Raw genomic sequence first — 13,723 nt, forward strand, 5'->3', positions numbered from 1 at the left:
GCCGTCGGCCTGCATGCCGGGACACCCGGCGGGCAGGACGACGGCCCGATGTCGTGACCCCGGCGGGTCAGGCCGGCAGGGTCACCTGGCCCGGGGTGGGCTGTGGGGTGGTGGTGCCGTCGCCCAGCTGCCCCCCACTGTTGTCGCCCCAGCACCACAGGCCGCCGTCGGTACGGATCGCGCAGCTGTGGTCGGCGGCGGCGGGGCCGCCCGTCCAGGTGGTGGCGTCACCGACGCGGGTCGGCGCGGTCCGGTGGGTGGTGGTGCCGTCGCCCACCTGCCCCGTCGAGTTCTTGCCCCAGCACCAGAGGCTGCCGTCGGTGCGGGACGCGCACGAGGTGTCGCCGCTCGCGCCGACCCGGCTCCACGTGGTGGCAGTGCCGACCTGGACCGGCGCGGTCTGGAAGCTGCCGCTCGCGCCCAGTTGCCCGTAACCGTTCTCACCCCAGCACCAGAGGGTGCCGCCCCGGACCCCGCAGGTGTGGGCGTAGCCGGCCGTGACGCCGGTCCAGGTGGTCGCGGTCCCGACCTGTGCGGGCGTCGTCTGCGAGCCCAGGGTGCCGAGACCGAGCTGCCCGTCCGAGCTGTAGCCCCAGCACCACAGCGTGCCGTCGGTGCGGACACCGCAGGTGTGCGCGAAGCCGGTCGAGACGCTCGCCCAGTTGGTCGCCGTGCCGACCTGCACCGGGGTCGTCGCGACATACGGCGAGCTGCCGACGCCCAGCTGCGATGTCCGGTTGAAACCCCAGCACCACAGCGTGCCGTCGGTCCGCACGGCGCAGGTGTGCGCGGGGCCGGCGTCGACCCTGGCCCAGGAGTTGACGGTGCCGACCTGCACCGGGGTGCTGCGGCTGGTGGTGGTCCCGTCGCCGAGCTGGCCCCGGAAGTTCGAGCCCCAGCACCACAGCGTCCCGTCCGTCCGGACCGCGCAGGTGTGGCCGGAGCCGGCGTCGACGCCGGTCCAGGTGGCGGTGCCGACCCGCGTCGGGGTGCTCCGGTTCGTGGTGGTCCCGTCACCGAGCTGACCGCTGTAGTTCGAGCCCAAGCACAGCAGTCCCCCGTCGGTACGGATCGCGCACGTGTGTGCGCCGCCCGCGGTGACGCTGGTGACCGCCGGGGCGGCGAGCACGCCATGCCGGGGCGCGGGGCTCGCGCCCGCCGTGCCCGTCGTCAGCGCAGCGGTGAGCACGGCGCTTCCGATGGACATCGCCGCCGCAGCGGCGAGAAACCTTGTCGCACGGCGCCACCGGGCCCGCAGCCGTCCGTCCTGATGTCCGCTCATGGAGTTGTTCTCTCCCAACGATGTCGGTGCCTGGATTGCGGAGACGAAGCTGCCCCGGTGGGTCGCCCGGAGACCCACCACGTGGCACCGACCCTATGCATCGCTCCATTTCAATGCATCAATGATGATCCGAATTGCGTGGTCTTGATGGGATCTTTCCCGTTCAGCGGACCAGGATGTGGACCGCCCGGGCCGCCGAGACGGCAGCGACCAGGACCGCCCGCCGAGGCTCGGGCACGTCGAGGAGGCGGCCGGCGCGCAGCGCCGTGAGCGCGGCCAGCCGGCGATCGGCCAGCACCGTGTCCACCGCCCGCCGGTCCCCGCCGCAGACCAGTGCCGTCAGGGTCGGCGCCTCCGGCAGCAGCAGGCGTACGGCCAGCTCGGCCGCGTCGCCCAGCGCCGCCTTGGCCTGGTTGTCCCGCCGCCGGGCGAAGCGCTGCTGGGACCAGCCGCCGGCGGCGGTGCGTCCCTGCACGTAGCGGGTGTCCACCTTGGAGACGACGAGGTCGGGGCCGTCGGCGACGCCGACCGCCACCGCGCCCTTGCGGGCCAGCAGCAGGCCGAGCCGACGGGACGCGCCGGCCGCGGCCACGAACCCGGGCACGTCGGCGGCCGCCGGGGCGCCCGGCGGGGTGTGCAGCTCGGCGGTGGCGCCGTCGGGGGCGGTGAGCAGCAGCCCGTACCCCTCGACCGTGGTGGTGTGCGGGCCGTGCCGGTCGGCGAAGCCCTCGACCCAGCGGGCCACGCGGGTCGGGTCGACCTCGACCCACCGGCCGCCCCCGGCCGCGGGTCGACTGCTCATGCGACGACGGTACGGCACCGAGTGACGGCCGGACGGCAAGGGTAGAAACGGAACGCGGGAGGACACCGGCCCGGTGCCCTCCCGCGTCTCCCCTCGATCAGTGGACGCTGAGGTTTCCGCTGGTCAGCTTCACCTCGGCGGTGCCGGCCCCCGTCCAGTCGGACGAGAACAGCAGGGCACCCCCCTGCCACAGGGTGATCCCGACGCTGTCGTTCCGGCCGGGGGCACCCTTGTCGGCCGCCGTCACGGCCAGGGTCAGCCCGGTGGCCACCACCGCGCCGGTGCCGTCGACCAGGCTGGCCCGGTAGCGCACCTGCGCCGCCCCGCCGCTGCCGGTCAGGCCGACGCCCTCGACGGCGGTGCCCCGGATCTCGTAGTTCCGGCCGCCCGATCGGAACCCGATGGTGGCGGAACCGGTCGGGCTCTTACCGGGCTGGGCCGCCTTCGCGACCAGGTCGACGGTCACCGGCGATCCGGTGGCCGCCGCGTACCGGCCGGCGGACCGGCCCGCGGCCAGTGCGCCCTCGCCGGTGAGGAACGACCCGTCGGAGGCCGCCACGGTCACCTGGGCGCTGGTGCCGCCCGTGTAGTGGCCGCCGACCGTCGCGGTGACGGTGTGGCTGCCCGCCGGCAGGGTCGCCGCACAGGACGCGGACGCGCTGCTGCCGGCCTCGCCGAGCAGGTCCAGCACGCCGGTGCAGAGCGGCACGCCGCCCTCGGCGAAGGTGACCGTGGCGTTGCGGATGTCCCCCGCCGTGGTGTCCGTCGCGCCGGGCAGCATCGCGCTGTCCCGGACGACGACCCGCAGCAGGGCCCTCCCGGCGCCGCCGGTGGTCACCAGCGTGTCACCGGCCCAGCTCGCCGCCGCGTCCTCGGCCTCGACCCGGATCGTGAACGAGGTGGCCGCGGCCAGGCCGGTGCCGTCCGTGACGGTGACGGTGACCGGGTAGTCGCCGGGCGCCGCGCCGGTGGTCCCGGTGACCGTCCAGCTGCGCGTACCCGGCGTGCCGTCGCCGGAGGTGGCCGACACGGCCAGGGACAGCCCGGCGGGCAGGCCGGCGGCGGTCGGGGTCAGCTCCGCCCCGACGGTGTCCGCGTCGGTCGCGGTGACCGTGACCGTCGGCGCGAGCCCGTCGCTGTACTGGACGGCGGCCCCGCCCGCCGGGGCGTCGTTCGACACCACGGGCACGGCCCGGATGGTGAGGTCGGCGTCGTTGAGGTCGAAGAAGACGTTCCCGACCGCCTCGATCCGGATCCGCGCCTGCTTCGTCGCCACGTTCGGCAGGGTCACCGTCGCACTGCCGGTGTTGGGGGTGCTCTCGGCCAGCACGTACGGGAAGGTCCTCCCCCCGTCGGCGGAGAGCGTGATCCTCACCTGGGCGGCGTTCACCGGCGCCGCGTCGGTGCCGGCCACGTCCCAGGTGACCGCCTGCGTCGAGCCACCGTCCAGGACGGCGGCCGAACCCTGCGAGGTGACCAGGAACGGCCCGGTGTCCGGCGCCAGCACCACCGCGACGTCGGCGCTGCCGACGCCGCCGCCACCCGGCCGGCCGTCCCGGGCGGTGAGCTTGAAGTGCATGGTCCGGTCGTTGGCGAACCCGACCCAGTCCCGGGTGGGCAGGAACTCCGAGTAGCAGTCGATGACCTCTGCCGGCACGTTGGTGGCGCCACCGCTGGCCGGCGGCGCCGGCGCGGCCGGGCAGGCGCCGGTCTTCGCGTTCGTGTTGCCCGCCAGGATCTGCGCCAGGTCCGGGAACACCCGGGTCGGGTCGGCAGACACCGCGTTCAGGCCGGGCGAGTGGTACTTCAGGGTGTCGCTCGGCGAGACGTTGGCGGCCGTGCCGAACACTCGGAACAGCGGCCCGTTGACCTTGGTGTTGTTCACCAGCGCGGTGCCGGCGGCGCCGCCCCGGTCGTTCTGCTCCCACAGGTACGTGAGGGCGTCGCCGTCCGAGTCGCTGGCGCTGCCGGACAGGGCGAACGGGGTGCGTACCGGGATGGTGACGGTGTCCGGCACGGTGACCACCGGCGCGTGGTTGGCGGTCTCCTCGACCACGAAGCCGCCGTTGTCGATGGCGCCGCCCTTGGCGGTCTCGCCCACGAACCCGGACGCGCCGGAGAGGCCTGCCAGGGCGAGCGGGGCGACGTTGGTGGCGGCCAGCGTGCCGCCGAAGGTCACCTGGAAGCCGGTGTCGTTGAGCACGCCGGTGCCGCCGAAGGCGGCCACCGTGACCGTCGCGCCGGCCGGCCAGCCGGCGATGGACTCGACGGCCGCCTTGATGCCGGCCGTGCTGTAGTTGGCGCCCCGCACGATCGGTGCGGACTCGACGCCGTTCCAGGACACCGTGAACGAGTCGCCGTCCGTGTCGAAGTCGCGCAGCGAGACCGTCTGCACCTCGTTGATGGCCGGGCGGGTCGAGGTGACGTAGTTGGTGATCTCGGTGTAGCTGCGGTGCGACCAGTACGGGTCGCTGTGCGGCTGGAGGTTGTCCTGCTGGCAGATCCCGGCGTAGGCCATGATGGACGACCCGCTGCCCGGCTCGTACGAGTTGGCCGCGCTCCGGTTGCCACCCGAGCAGTTCCACTGGTTGCCGTTGAAGGTGTGGTTACCGGCGAACTGGTGGCCCATCTCGTGCGCCACGTAGTCCACCGCGTAGAAGTCACCGACCGGTGTGGGCAGGCCGGTGCAGCCCTGGGCCTTGCCGTTGCCGCCGATGACGCCGAGGCTGGCCACGCCGCCGCCGTTGACGCCGAGGCCGATGTGGCCCACGTCGTAGTTGCCGGCGCCGACGAGCTGGCCCAGCACGATCCGGTTGCGGCTGAGCGTGCCGCTGCCGCAGGAGCTGAGCTGCGCCGGGGTGAAGCAGGCCGCCGCGCCACACGGGCCGTTGGGCTCGGTGGCGAGCGCCGGCGTGTTCAGGTTGGTCTTCTCGGTGTCGTTGATCAGCACGAGCCGGATCGCGGTCTCGTCCTCGTAGATCTGGGTGACCCGGTTCATCAGCGTGACCTTGGCCGCGGTGACGTTCTCCGCGCCGAAGAAGGTGGCGTAGGAGGGGTCGGTCACCAGGGCGACCCGGTAGGTGCGCAGCTTCACCAGCGGGCCGGCGGGAACCTCGGCGGGGGCCACGCCCACCTCGCCCTCCAGGGCCTGGGCGGCCGCCATGACGTCCTCCCGCTCGACGAGGTCGCCGTGCGGGTTCGCCAGGTCCCGGGTGAAATAGCTCGCGTAGAGGCTCTGGTCCAGGTGGTAGTAGGGGTCGACGTACCAGTTCCCGGCCGCCGAGCGGACCGAGGCGTGGAAGCCCAGCGGCGTCAGATCCGCGCGTACGGTCGCGGTCGGGTCGTCCAGGCCCCGGCCGGCGTACGTGCTGATCTCGGGGTGCGCCGCGGCCAGGCCGGCTTCCATGACGGGCGAGTCCACCAGCTCGAAGCGCTGGAACGTCCCGTCCGGCGCGGGCAGTGTCACCACCTGGGCCGACGCGCGGAGAGACTTGTTCCGCTCCGGCGGCGCCTTGTCGAGCACGCCCTTCATGCTCTGCCGGTCCAGCGTGTAGGTGGTCAGCCGGTCAGCGTGCACGGTCGCCTTCCGGCCGGCCTTGGTCGGCGCGGGCTTGCCGTCCACCTTGTGCCACGGGCCCCCGGCGGGCGGGGCCGCGCCGGCCGGAGCCGGGGCCGCCAGCGCCGGCAGCACGGAAGCTGCCAGCGCGGCGACCAGGAGTCCGGCGATCCGCCCGCGCCGTCCCCGACGGTCTGCCGACCGGCGCGGTCCTCGTACCAAAGTGATCATCAAGTCGTCGTCCCCCTGCTCGATGAGGAGTGGGTGGAGCCGCGCACACTCCCGGATCGACGGGGCGTACACGGATGATCCACAGATGGTCAGAGACCCTAGGCGGGCGACCGATCCTCCACATCAGCCGGACAGGTGGCACTCCTGACAGGACGGCGGCTGCCGCGGGTCAGCCCAGCAGCGCGACGACGGCGAGCGCGGCGATGATCGCGCTCGACGCCAGCGCGGTCACCAGGCGGCCCCGGGGGCCGGTGAGAACCCGGCCCACCAGGGTGCCGCCGCCGGCGATCAGCAACTGCCAACTGGCCGAGGCCAGGAAGGCGCCGAGCACGAAGAGCGCCGCGCCCACCGGGTCCCGGCCGGTCGCGTCGTTGCGCCCCAGGACGAGCGCGGCGAAGTAGATGACGGTGGCCGGGTTGAGCAGGGTCAGGGCCAGGATGCCGCCGAACGCCCGCCCCGCGGTGTCCAGGCCACGGTTGACGGCGGCGGCCCTGGCCTCGGCGCGCGAACGCAGCGCCCGCCACGCGCCGTGCGCGGCCAGGGCGAACAGCACCGCCGCGGCCACCAGCCGCAGCGGTGCGGCGATCGGCGCGATCACGGCGGCGACGGCGGCGCCGCCCAGCACCGCCACGGCCGCGTAGAGCCCGTCGGCGGTGGCGACCCCGAGCGCGGCGGCCGCGCCGACCCGGAAGCCGGTGCGGGCGCTGAGCCCGAGGATGAGGATCGCGATCGCGCCGACCGGCACGGCGACGCCGTAGCCGGCCACCAGACCGGCGAGGAACGCCCCGGTCACGACGGTGGGCGGCGGGTCGAGGCGGCCGGTCGCAGGGTGCGCTGTCGACGCGCGGCGGTGGCCGCACGGACAGGAACCTGCTTCGGGTACGCCTCGATCACGCGCCCATGGTGCCCGCCCCTCCCCCACCCCGCCACCCGTTTTCCGGGTCGATGAGGCAGAGCTCAATAGAGATCTTGGTAGCAAACGGCCCCCATAAGGGCCACTTGCTACCAAGATCTGGTGCGGTTTGCGGCTCGGGTGCTGCGAGGGCGACGTGCCTGGAGACGCGTCGAGCGCGGCACCCGCGGGGGTGGCGCGCTCGACGGGACCGGGAACCGGTCAGACGTTGAAGCCGAGGGAGCGGAGCTGGTCGCGGCCCTCGTCGGTGATCTTGTCGGGGCCCCACGGCGGCAGCCAGACCCAGTTGATCCGGATGTCGTCGACCAGGCCACCGCCCGGGCCGGTGGTCAGCGCCTGCCGGGCCTGGTCCTCGATCACGTCGGTGAGGGGGCAGGCCGCCGAGGTCAGCGTCATGTCCAGGGTGGCGACGTTCTGGTCGTCGACGTGGATGCCGTACACCAGGCCGAGGTCGACCACGTTGATGCCCAGCTCGGGGTCGACGACGTCCTTCATCGCCTCCTCGATGTCGTCGATCGCGGCCTTGCCGCCGGCCGCCGCAGCGCCGTTGGCGGCCGCGTCACCGGCCGGGGCCGTGCCGTCGGTCGCCACCGCGCCGGTCTCCGGCGTCGCGGTGGTCTCTTCGCTGCTCATGCCTTCACCTCCGGGCTCACGCCCACCCCGGCGCGTGCCGCGGCGTCCTTGAACGCCATCCACGACAGCAGCGCGCACTTCACCCGGGCCGGGTAGCGCGCGACACCCGCGAACGCCACCCCGTCTCCGAGCACCTCCTCGTCCGGCGTGACCTGGCCACGCCCGGACATCAACTCGACGAACGCCTCGTGCACCGTGGCGGCGTCGTCGGCGGCCCGCCCGCGCAGCAGCTCGTGCAGCACGCTGGCCGACGCCTGGCTGATCGAGCAGCCCATCCCGTCGTACGAGATGTCAGTGAACACCTTGCCGTCGGTGGCGACCCGCACGGTGATCTCGTCGCCGCAGGTCGGGTTGACGTGGTGCGCCTCGCCGACCCGGGCGGCCGGGTCCGTCGCGTCCCGCAGGCCGCGGCCGTGCGGGTGCTTGTAGTGGTCCAGGATGATCTCCTGGTAGAGCTGGTCGAGCTGCATCAGTCGAACACCTTCCGCACCTGCTCGAGACCGGCCACCAGCGCGTCGATCTCCTCGGTCGTGGTGTACAGGTAGAAGGACGCCCGGGTGGTGGCCGGCACGCCGAACCGGGTGCACACCGGCTTGGCGCAGTGGTGCCCCACGCGAACCTGCACGCCGAGCGAGTCGAGCACCTGCCCGACGTCGTGCGGGTGCACGTCGCCGAGCGCGAAGGAGATCGTCCCGCCCCGGCCGACCGGCACGTTCGGGCCGAAGACGCGCAGCCCGGGCACGGTGGCGAGGGCGTCCAGCGCGTACGCCGTCAGCTCCTTCTCGTGCCACTGGATCGCCCGCATCCCGATGCCGGTGAGGTAGTCGACCGCCGCGCCGAGCGCGACCGCCTCGGCGATCGGCGGGGTGCCCGCCTCGAACCGGGCCGGCGGCGCGGCGAACGTCGAGCGCGCCATCGTCACCGTCTCGATCATCGAGCCGCCGCCGAACACCGGGGGCATCGCGGCGAGCAGCTCGCCCCGGCCCCAGAGCACGCCGATGCCGGTCGGGCCGCACATCTTGTGACCGGTGAAGACGATGAAGTCCGCGTCGTAGTCGACCACGTCCATGGGCAGGTGCGGCACCGACTGTGAGCAGTCGAGCAGCAGCAGGGCGCCCACCTCGCGGACCCGCTGGGTGATCCGCGCGGTGGCGTTGACCGTGCCGAGGATGTTGGACATGTGCACCAGCGAGACGATCTTCGTCCGCTCGGTGACCAGGTCGTCCAGGCCGGACTCGTCGAGCCGGCCATGGTCGGTGACCGGGAACCAGCGCAGGGTCGCGCCGGTCCGCTCCGCGAGGAGCTGCCACGGAACGATGTTCGAGTGGTGCTCCATCTCGGAGATGACGATCTCGTCACCGGGCCCGATCCGGAACCGGGGGTCGGCGTCCGGGCGCAGCGAGGCGTTGGAGAACGCGTACGCCACCAGGTTGATCGCCTCGGTGGAGTTCTTGGTGAAGACCACCTCGTCCACGCTGGGCGCGTTGATGAACGCCGCGATCTTCGCCCGGGCGCCCTCGTACGCCTCGGTCGCCTCGGTGCCCAGCGTGTGCACCGAGCGCGACACGTTGGCGTTGTGCCGCGCGTAGTGCTCGGCGAGCACGTCGAGCACCTGCCGCGGCTTGTGCGACGTGTTGGCGCTGTCGAGGTAGACCAGCGGGTGCCCGTTGACCTCCCGGTCGAGGATGGGGAAGTCGGCGCGCACCCGGGCCACGTCGAAGCGGGGCACGTCGTCGTACTGCGGCATGCCCGGCGGGATCGCGATCGAGGTCATCGGGTGCTCGCTCAGGCCCGCGCCGAGCCGGCCCCGGCGACGTACCGCTCGTAGCCCTCTTCCTCGAGCTTGTCGGCCAGCTCCGGGCCGCCCTGCTCGACGATCCGGCCGGCCACGAAGACGTGCACGAAGTCGGGCTTGATGTAGCGCAGGATCCGCGTGTAGTGGGTGATCAGCAGCAGGCCGGTGTCGCCGGTGTCGCGCACCCGGTTGACGCCCTCGCTGACCACGCGCAGCGCGTCCACGTCGAGGCCGGAGTCGGTCTCGTCGAGGATGGCCATCTTCGGCTTGAGCAGCTCCAGCTGCACGATCTCGTGCCGCTTCTTCTCGCCGCCGGAGAAGCCCTCGTTGACGTTGCGCTGGGCGAACGCCGGGTCCATCTGGAGCTTCTCCATGGCGCCGCGCAGCTCGCCGGCCCAGGTGCGCAGCTTCGGCGCCTCGCCGTCGATGGCGGTCTTGGCGGTGCGCAGGAAGTTGGCCACCGAGACGCCGGGGACCTCGACCGGGTACTGCATGGCCAGGAAGAGGCCGGCGCGGGCCCGCTCGTCGACGGACATGGCCAGCACGTCCTCGCCGTCGAGGGTCACCGAACCGCCGGTGATCTCGTACTTCGGGTGGCCGGCGATCGAGTACGCGAGGGTCGACTTGCCGGAGCCGTTCGGGCCCATGATCGCGTGGGTCTCGCCCGACTTCACGGTCAGGTCCACGCCGGCCAGGATCGGCTTGAGCTCACCCTCGGGCAGCTTGACCGACACCTTCAGGTCGCGGATCTCCAGGGTGCTCATCAGCGGGTCACTCCATTGCTCGGCGTCAGGCTGACGTAGATGTCGCCGTCGCGGACTTCGACGGGATAGACGGGAACGGGTTCGGTGGCGGGCAGCCCGGTGGGCTCGCCGGTCCGTAGGTCGAAACGGGATCCGTGCAGCCAGCATTCCAGCGTGCACCCGTCGACCTCGCCCTCGGAGAGGGCCACCGCGGCGTGCGAGCACTCGTCGTACACGGCGTAGAACGCGTCGTCCTCGCCGTGCACGATCGCGATCTGCGTGCCGTCGACGTCGGCGCTGATCGCGGTGCCCTTGGGCACGTCCTCGGTGGAGCAGATCTTGATCATCAGGCGCCGGCCTTGGCGAGGCGGGCCTCGATCGCGTCGCCGAGCCGCTCGCGCAGCTCGTCGACCGGAATCTTGTTGATCAGCTCGGCGAAGAAGCCGCGGACCACCAGGCGGCGGGCCTCGGCCTCCGGGATGCCCCGGGCCATGAGGTAGAAGAGCTGCTCGTCGTCGAAGCGGCCGGTCGCGCTGGCGTGCCCGGCGCCGGCGATCTCGCCGGTCTCGATCTCCAGGTTGGGCACCGAGTCCGCCCGGGCGCCGTCGGTGAGCAGCAGGTTCCGGTTGATCTCGTACGTGTCGGTGCCGGTCGCCTCGGCCCGGATCAGCACGTCACCGACCCAGACGGTGTGCGCGCTGTCGCCCTGCAGGGCGCCGCGGTAGCCCACGTAGCTGCGGCAGTCCGGCGTCGTGTGGTCGACCAGCTGCCGGTGCTCCAGGTGCTGGCCGGAGTCGGCGAAGTAGACGCCGTACAGCTCGGCCTCGCCGCCGCGCTGGGTGTACTCCACCGAGGTGTACTGCCGGACCAGGTCGCCACCGAGGCTGACCTGCACGTGGATCACCTTGGCGTCGCGGCCCAGCTTGACCTTGAGATGCTGTGCCTGCACCGCGTCGTCGGCCCAGTCGGCGACGGTGACCAGGGTCAGCTTCGCGCCGTCGCCCACCGCCACCTCGACGTTGTCGGCCAGAGTGGCGGACCCGACGTGCTCCAGCACCAGGGTCACCTCGGCGAACCGGCCCACCTCGACGAAGGTGTGACCGAGGGCGAGGGCGTCGGCGCCCCCGCCGACCACCCGCAGGCTCACCGGCGTCTCGACCACGGCGTCCCGGGCGACCTGCACCAGCAGCGCCTCGTCCACCCCGCCGTACGCCAGCGCGCTGATCCGGTCGAACGGGGTGAGCACGCTGCCCACCCGCGGGTCGTCCTTGCCGATCCGGCCCACGGTGACGCCCTCGGGCAGGTCGCCGTGCTCGTGGCGGACCGTGCCGGTCGCGGCCTGCGCCCCGCCGGCCAGCCCGCGCAGGCGCTTGAGCGGGGTGAAGCGCCACTCCTCCTCCAGGCCGGTGAGGGCCGGGAAGTCGGCGACGTCGTACGAGCGGAGCGCCTGCGACTTGGTCGCGGGCGGCGCGGAAGCCTGGGTAGTCATCTCTTCCTTGGTCTGTTCTGCGACGACGGTGTCAGGTGAACGGAGGGCGGGCCGGCCACGGCCCGCCACCACGCGGCCGGGGTCAGCCGACCGCGCCCTCCATCTGGAGCTCGATCAGGCGGTTGAGCTCCAGGGCGTACTCCATCGGGAGCTCCTTGGCGATCGGCTCGATGAAGCCGCGCACGATCATGGCCATCGCCTCGTCCTCGCTCAGGCCCCGGCTCATCAGGTAGAAGAGCTGGTCGTCGCTGATCTTGGAGACGGTCGCCTCGTGCCCCATCGACACGTCGTCCTCGCGGATGTCGACGTAGGGATAGGTGTCGGAGCGGGAGATGGTGTCGACCAGCAGCGCGTCGCACTTGACCGTGCTGCGGCTGCTGTGCGAGCCCTCCAGCACCTGCACCAGGCCCCGGTAGGAGGTGCGGCCGCCGCCCCGGGCGATCGACTTCGACACGATGGTCGAGGAGGTGTGCGGCGCGGCGTGCACCATCTTGGCGCCCGCGTCCTGGTGCTGGCCCTCGCCGGCCATGGCGACCGAGAGCACCTCGCCCTTGGCGTGCTCGCCGGTCATGTAGACCGCCGGGTACTTCATGGTGACCTTGGAGCCGATGTTGCCGTCGACCCACTCCATGGTCGCGCCTTCGTGGCAGACGGCGCGCTTGGTCACCAGGTTGTAGACGTTGTTCGACCAGTTCTGGATGGTCGTGTAGCGGCACCGGGCGTTCTTCTTGACGATGATCTCCACGACCGCGCTGTGCAGCGAGTCCGAGGAGTAGAGCGGCGCGGTGCAGCCCTCGACGTAGTGCACGTACGCACCCTCGTCGACGATGATCAGCGTCCGCTCGAACTGGCCCATGTTCTCCGTGTTGATCCGGAAGTAGGCCTGCAGCGGGATCTCCACGTGCACGCCCTTCGGCACGTAGATGAACGAGCCACCGGACCAGACGGAGGTGTTCAGCGCGGCGAACTTGTTGTCGCCGACCGGGATCACCGTGCCGAAGTACTCCTTGAAGATGTCCTCGTGCTCGCGCAGCGCGGTGTCGGTGTCCAGGAAGACGACACCCTGCTCCTCGAGGTCCTCACGGATCTTGTGGTAGACGACCTCGGACTCGTACTGCGCCGCGACGCCCGCGACCAGCCGCTGCTTCTCCGCCTCGGGGATGCCCAGCCGGTCGTAGGTGTTCTTGATGTCCTCGGGCAGGTCCTCCCAGCTGGTGGCCTGCTTCTCGGTGGACCGCACGAAGTACTTGATGTTGTCGAAGTCGATCCCGGTGAGATCCGCGCCCCAGGCCGGCATCGGCTTGCGGTCGAACAGCCGCAGGCCCTTGAGGCGCAGGTCGAGCATCCAGGCCGGCTCGTTCTTCTTGGCCGAGATGTCCCGCACCACCGCCTCGTTGAGGCCGCGCTGGGCGGACGCCCCCGCGACGTCAGGGTCGGCCCAGCCGTACTCGTAGCGGCCCAGGGCGGCGAGCTGCTCCTCCTGAGTCAGGGGCTGGACGATCTGCTCGGTCATCTATCTGTCCTCACAGTGGTGACGGTGTTACCGGACTGGGCACGCGGCTGGGTGGGGATGTGCGTGGTGCACACCCCGTCGCCGTGCGCGATGGTGGCCAGGCGCTGCACGTGGGTGCCGACCAGACGGGAGATCACCGCGGTCTCGGCCTCGCACAGCTGGGGGAACTCGGCGGCCACGTGCGCCACCGGGCAGTGGTGCTGGCACAGCTGGCCGCCGGAGGCGATCGTGGACGCGTTGGCAGCGTAGCCCTCGGCGGTCAGCGCCCCCGCGAGCGCCTCCGCCCGGGCGAGCGGGTCGTCGCCGGCGTCCTCCATGGCGGCGCGGCAGCGCTCCTCCAGCGCGGACACCTGCTCGGCGGCGAACGCCTCGACGGCCGGCGAGCCGCCGGTGCGGGCGATCCAGCGCAGGGCGGCGGCGGCGATGTTGTCGTAGTGGTGGGTGCCGCAGCGGACCCGGGCCGCCTCGGTCAGCACGAAGACCCTGGCCGGCCGGCCGCGGCCCCGGCTGCCCCGCACGACCTGCTCGCGGGCCTCCACGTCGCCGTCGGCGAGCATCGCGTCGAGGTGCCGGCGGATCGCGGCCGGGCTGAGCCCCAGCGCCGAGCCGAGCTGGCCGGCGGTGGTCGCGCCCCGCTCCAGCAGCAGCTGGGTGACCCGGTCACGGGTGGAGAGATCCGCGGGAACGACGGAGGCGGCGACCGGACCGGTCGCCGACTGGTGCCCGGAAGGCGCCGCCGCGTTTTTCACAACGCCAACGTTACGTA

The 13,723-nt window shown here is 72.4% G+C and carries 12 protein-coding genes; all 12 read right to left on the bottom strand.

Annotated features, from left to right (window positions below):
• Window positions 1-67: 67 nt before the first annotated feature.
• Window positions 68-1,282 carry a hypothetical protein gene (locus ABZW14_RS30790; RefSeq protein WP_355353518.1) on the bottom strand — a complete coding sequence of 405 codons (1,215 nt, stop codon included), beginning with the start codon at window positions 1,280-1,282 and terminating at the stop codon, window positions 68-70.
• 163 nt (window positions 1,283-1,445) lie between these two features.
• Window positions 1,446-2,084: an acVLRF1 family peptidyl-tRNA hydrolase gene (locus ABZW14_RS30795; RefSeq protein WP_355353521.1), complete on the bottom strand. Its 639-nt coding sequence runs from the start codon at window positions 2,082-2,084 to the stop codon at window positions 1,446-1,448.
• 97 nt (window positions 2,085-2,181) lie between these two features.
• Window positions 2,182-5,775, bottom strand: coding sequence for a M12 family metallo-peptidase (locus tag ABZW14_RS30800; RefSeq protein ID WP_355353524.1), 3,594 nt, complete (start codon window positions 5,773-5,775; stop codon window positions 2,182-2,184).
• 265 nt (window positions 5,776-6,040) lie between these two features.
• Complete coding sequence (locus ABZW14_RS30805) at window positions 6,041-6,664, bottom strand: LysE family transporter (RefSeq protein WP_355353527.1); 624 nt, start codon at window positions 6,662-6,664, stop codon at window positions 6,041-6,043.
• A 321-nt stretch (window positions 6,665-6,985) separates the two neighbouring features.
• Complete coding sequence (locus tag ABZW14_RS30810; protein WP_355353530.1) at window positions 6,986-7,417, bottom strand: metal-sulfur cluster assembly factor; 432 nt, start codon at window positions 7,415-7,417, stop codon at window positions 6,986-6,988.
• On the bottom strand, window positions 7,414-7,887 hold the full coding sequence (gene sufU, locus ABZW14_RS30815; RefSeq protein WP_355353533.1) for a Fe-S cluster assembly sulfur transfer protein SufU: 474 nt from the start codon (window positions 7,885-7,887) through the stop codon (window positions 7,414-7,416). The genes ABZW14_RS30810 and sufU overlap by 4 nt, the downstream gene beginning before the upstream one ends.
• A complete protein-coding gene (locus tag ABZW14_RS30820) occupies window positions 7,887-9,191 on the bottom strand; it encodes a cysteine desulfurase (RefSeq protein ID WP_355353536.1) in 1,305 nt (434 codons plus the stop codon). The genes sufU and ABZW14_RS30820 overlap by 1 nt, the downstream gene beginning before the upstream one ends.
• An 11-nt stretch (window positions 9,192-9,202) precedes the next feature.
• Window positions 9,203-9,976, bottom strand: a complete 774-nt coding sequence (gene sufC, locus ABZW14_RS30825; protein WP_091270088.1) for a Fe-S cluster assembly ATPase SufC — start codon at window positions 9,974-9,976, stop codon at window positions 9,203-9,205.
• On the bottom strand, window positions 9,976-10,302 hold the full coding sequence (locus ABZW14_RS30830) for a non-heme iron oxygenase ferredoxin subunit (RefSeq protein WP_091270089.1): 327 nt from the start codon (window positions 10,300-10,302) through the stop codon (window positions 9,976-9,978). The genes sufC and ABZW14_RS30830 overlap by 1 nt, the downstream gene beginning before the upstream one ends.
• Window positions 10,302-11,444, bottom strand: a complete 1,143-nt coding sequence (sufD, locus tag ABZW14_RS30835) for a Fe-S cluster assembly protein SufD (RefSeq protein WP_355353540.1) — start codon at window positions 11,442-11,444, stop codon at window positions 10,302-10,304. The genes ABZW14_RS30830 and sufD overlap by 1 nt, the downstream gene beginning before the upstream one ends.
• 82 nt (window positions 11,445-11,526) lie before the next feature.
• Window positions 11,527-12,957 (bottom strand): Fe-S cluster assembly protein SufB, encoded by a 1,431-nt coding sequence (gene sufB, locus ABZW14_RS30840; protein WP_212834256.1) that lies wholly within the window; start codon window positions 12,955-12,957, stop codon window positions 11,527-11,529.
• Window positions 12,954-13,706 (bottom strand): ArsR family transcriptional regulator, encoded by a 753-nt coding sequence (locus ABZW14_RS30845; RefSeq protein ID WP_355353543.1) that lies wholly within the window; start codon window positions 13,704-13,706, stop codon window positions 12,954-12,956. The genes sufB and ABZW14_RS30845 overlap by 4 nt, the downstream gene beginning before the upstream one ends.
• Between the last annotated feature and the right edge of the window lie 17 nt (window positions 13,707-13,723).

It is taken from the genome of Micromonospora sp. NPDC004551, assembly GCF_040609975.1.
Classification (GTDB): Bacteria; Actinomycetota; Actinomycetes; order Mycobacteriales; family Micromonosporaceae; genus Micromonospora.

Coding starts and splice junctions, on each gene's coding strand:
- ABZW14_RS30810 (WP_355353530.1), bottom strand. CDS start 7,417: ATGAGCAGCGAAGAGACCACCGCGACGCCGGAGACCGGCGCGGTGGCG.
- ABZW14_RS30830 (WP_091270089.1), bottom strand. CDS start 10,302: ATGATCAAGATCTGCTCCACCGAGGACGTGCCCAAGGGCACCGCGATC.
- sufU (WP_355353533.1), bottom strand. CDS start 7,887: ATGCAGCTCGACCAGCTCTACCAGGAGATCATCCTGGACCACTACAAG.
- ABZW14_RS30795 (WP_355353521.1), bottom strand. CDS start 2,084: ATGAGCAGTCGACCCGCGGCCGGGGGCGGCCGGTGGGTCGAGGTCGAC.
- sufD (WP_355353540.1), bottom strand. CDS start 11,444: ATGACTACCCAGGCTTCCGCGCCGCCCGCGACCAAGTCGCAGGCGCTC.
- ABZW14_RS30790 (WP_355353518.1), bottom strand. CDS start 1,282: ATGAGCGGACATCAGGACGGACGGCTGCGGGCCCGGTGGCGCCGTGCG.
- sufC (WP_091270088.1), bottom strand. CDS start 9,976: ATGAGCACCCTGGAGATCCGCGACCTGAAGGTGTCGGTCAAGCTGCCC.
- sufB (WP_212834256.1), bottom strand. CDS start 12,957: ATGACCGAGCAGATCGTCCAGCCCCTGACTCAGGAGGAGCAGCTCGCC.
- ABZW14_RS30820 (WP_355353536.1), bottom strand. CDS start 9,191: ATGACCTCGATCGCGATCCCGCCGGGCATGCCGCAGTACGACGACGTG.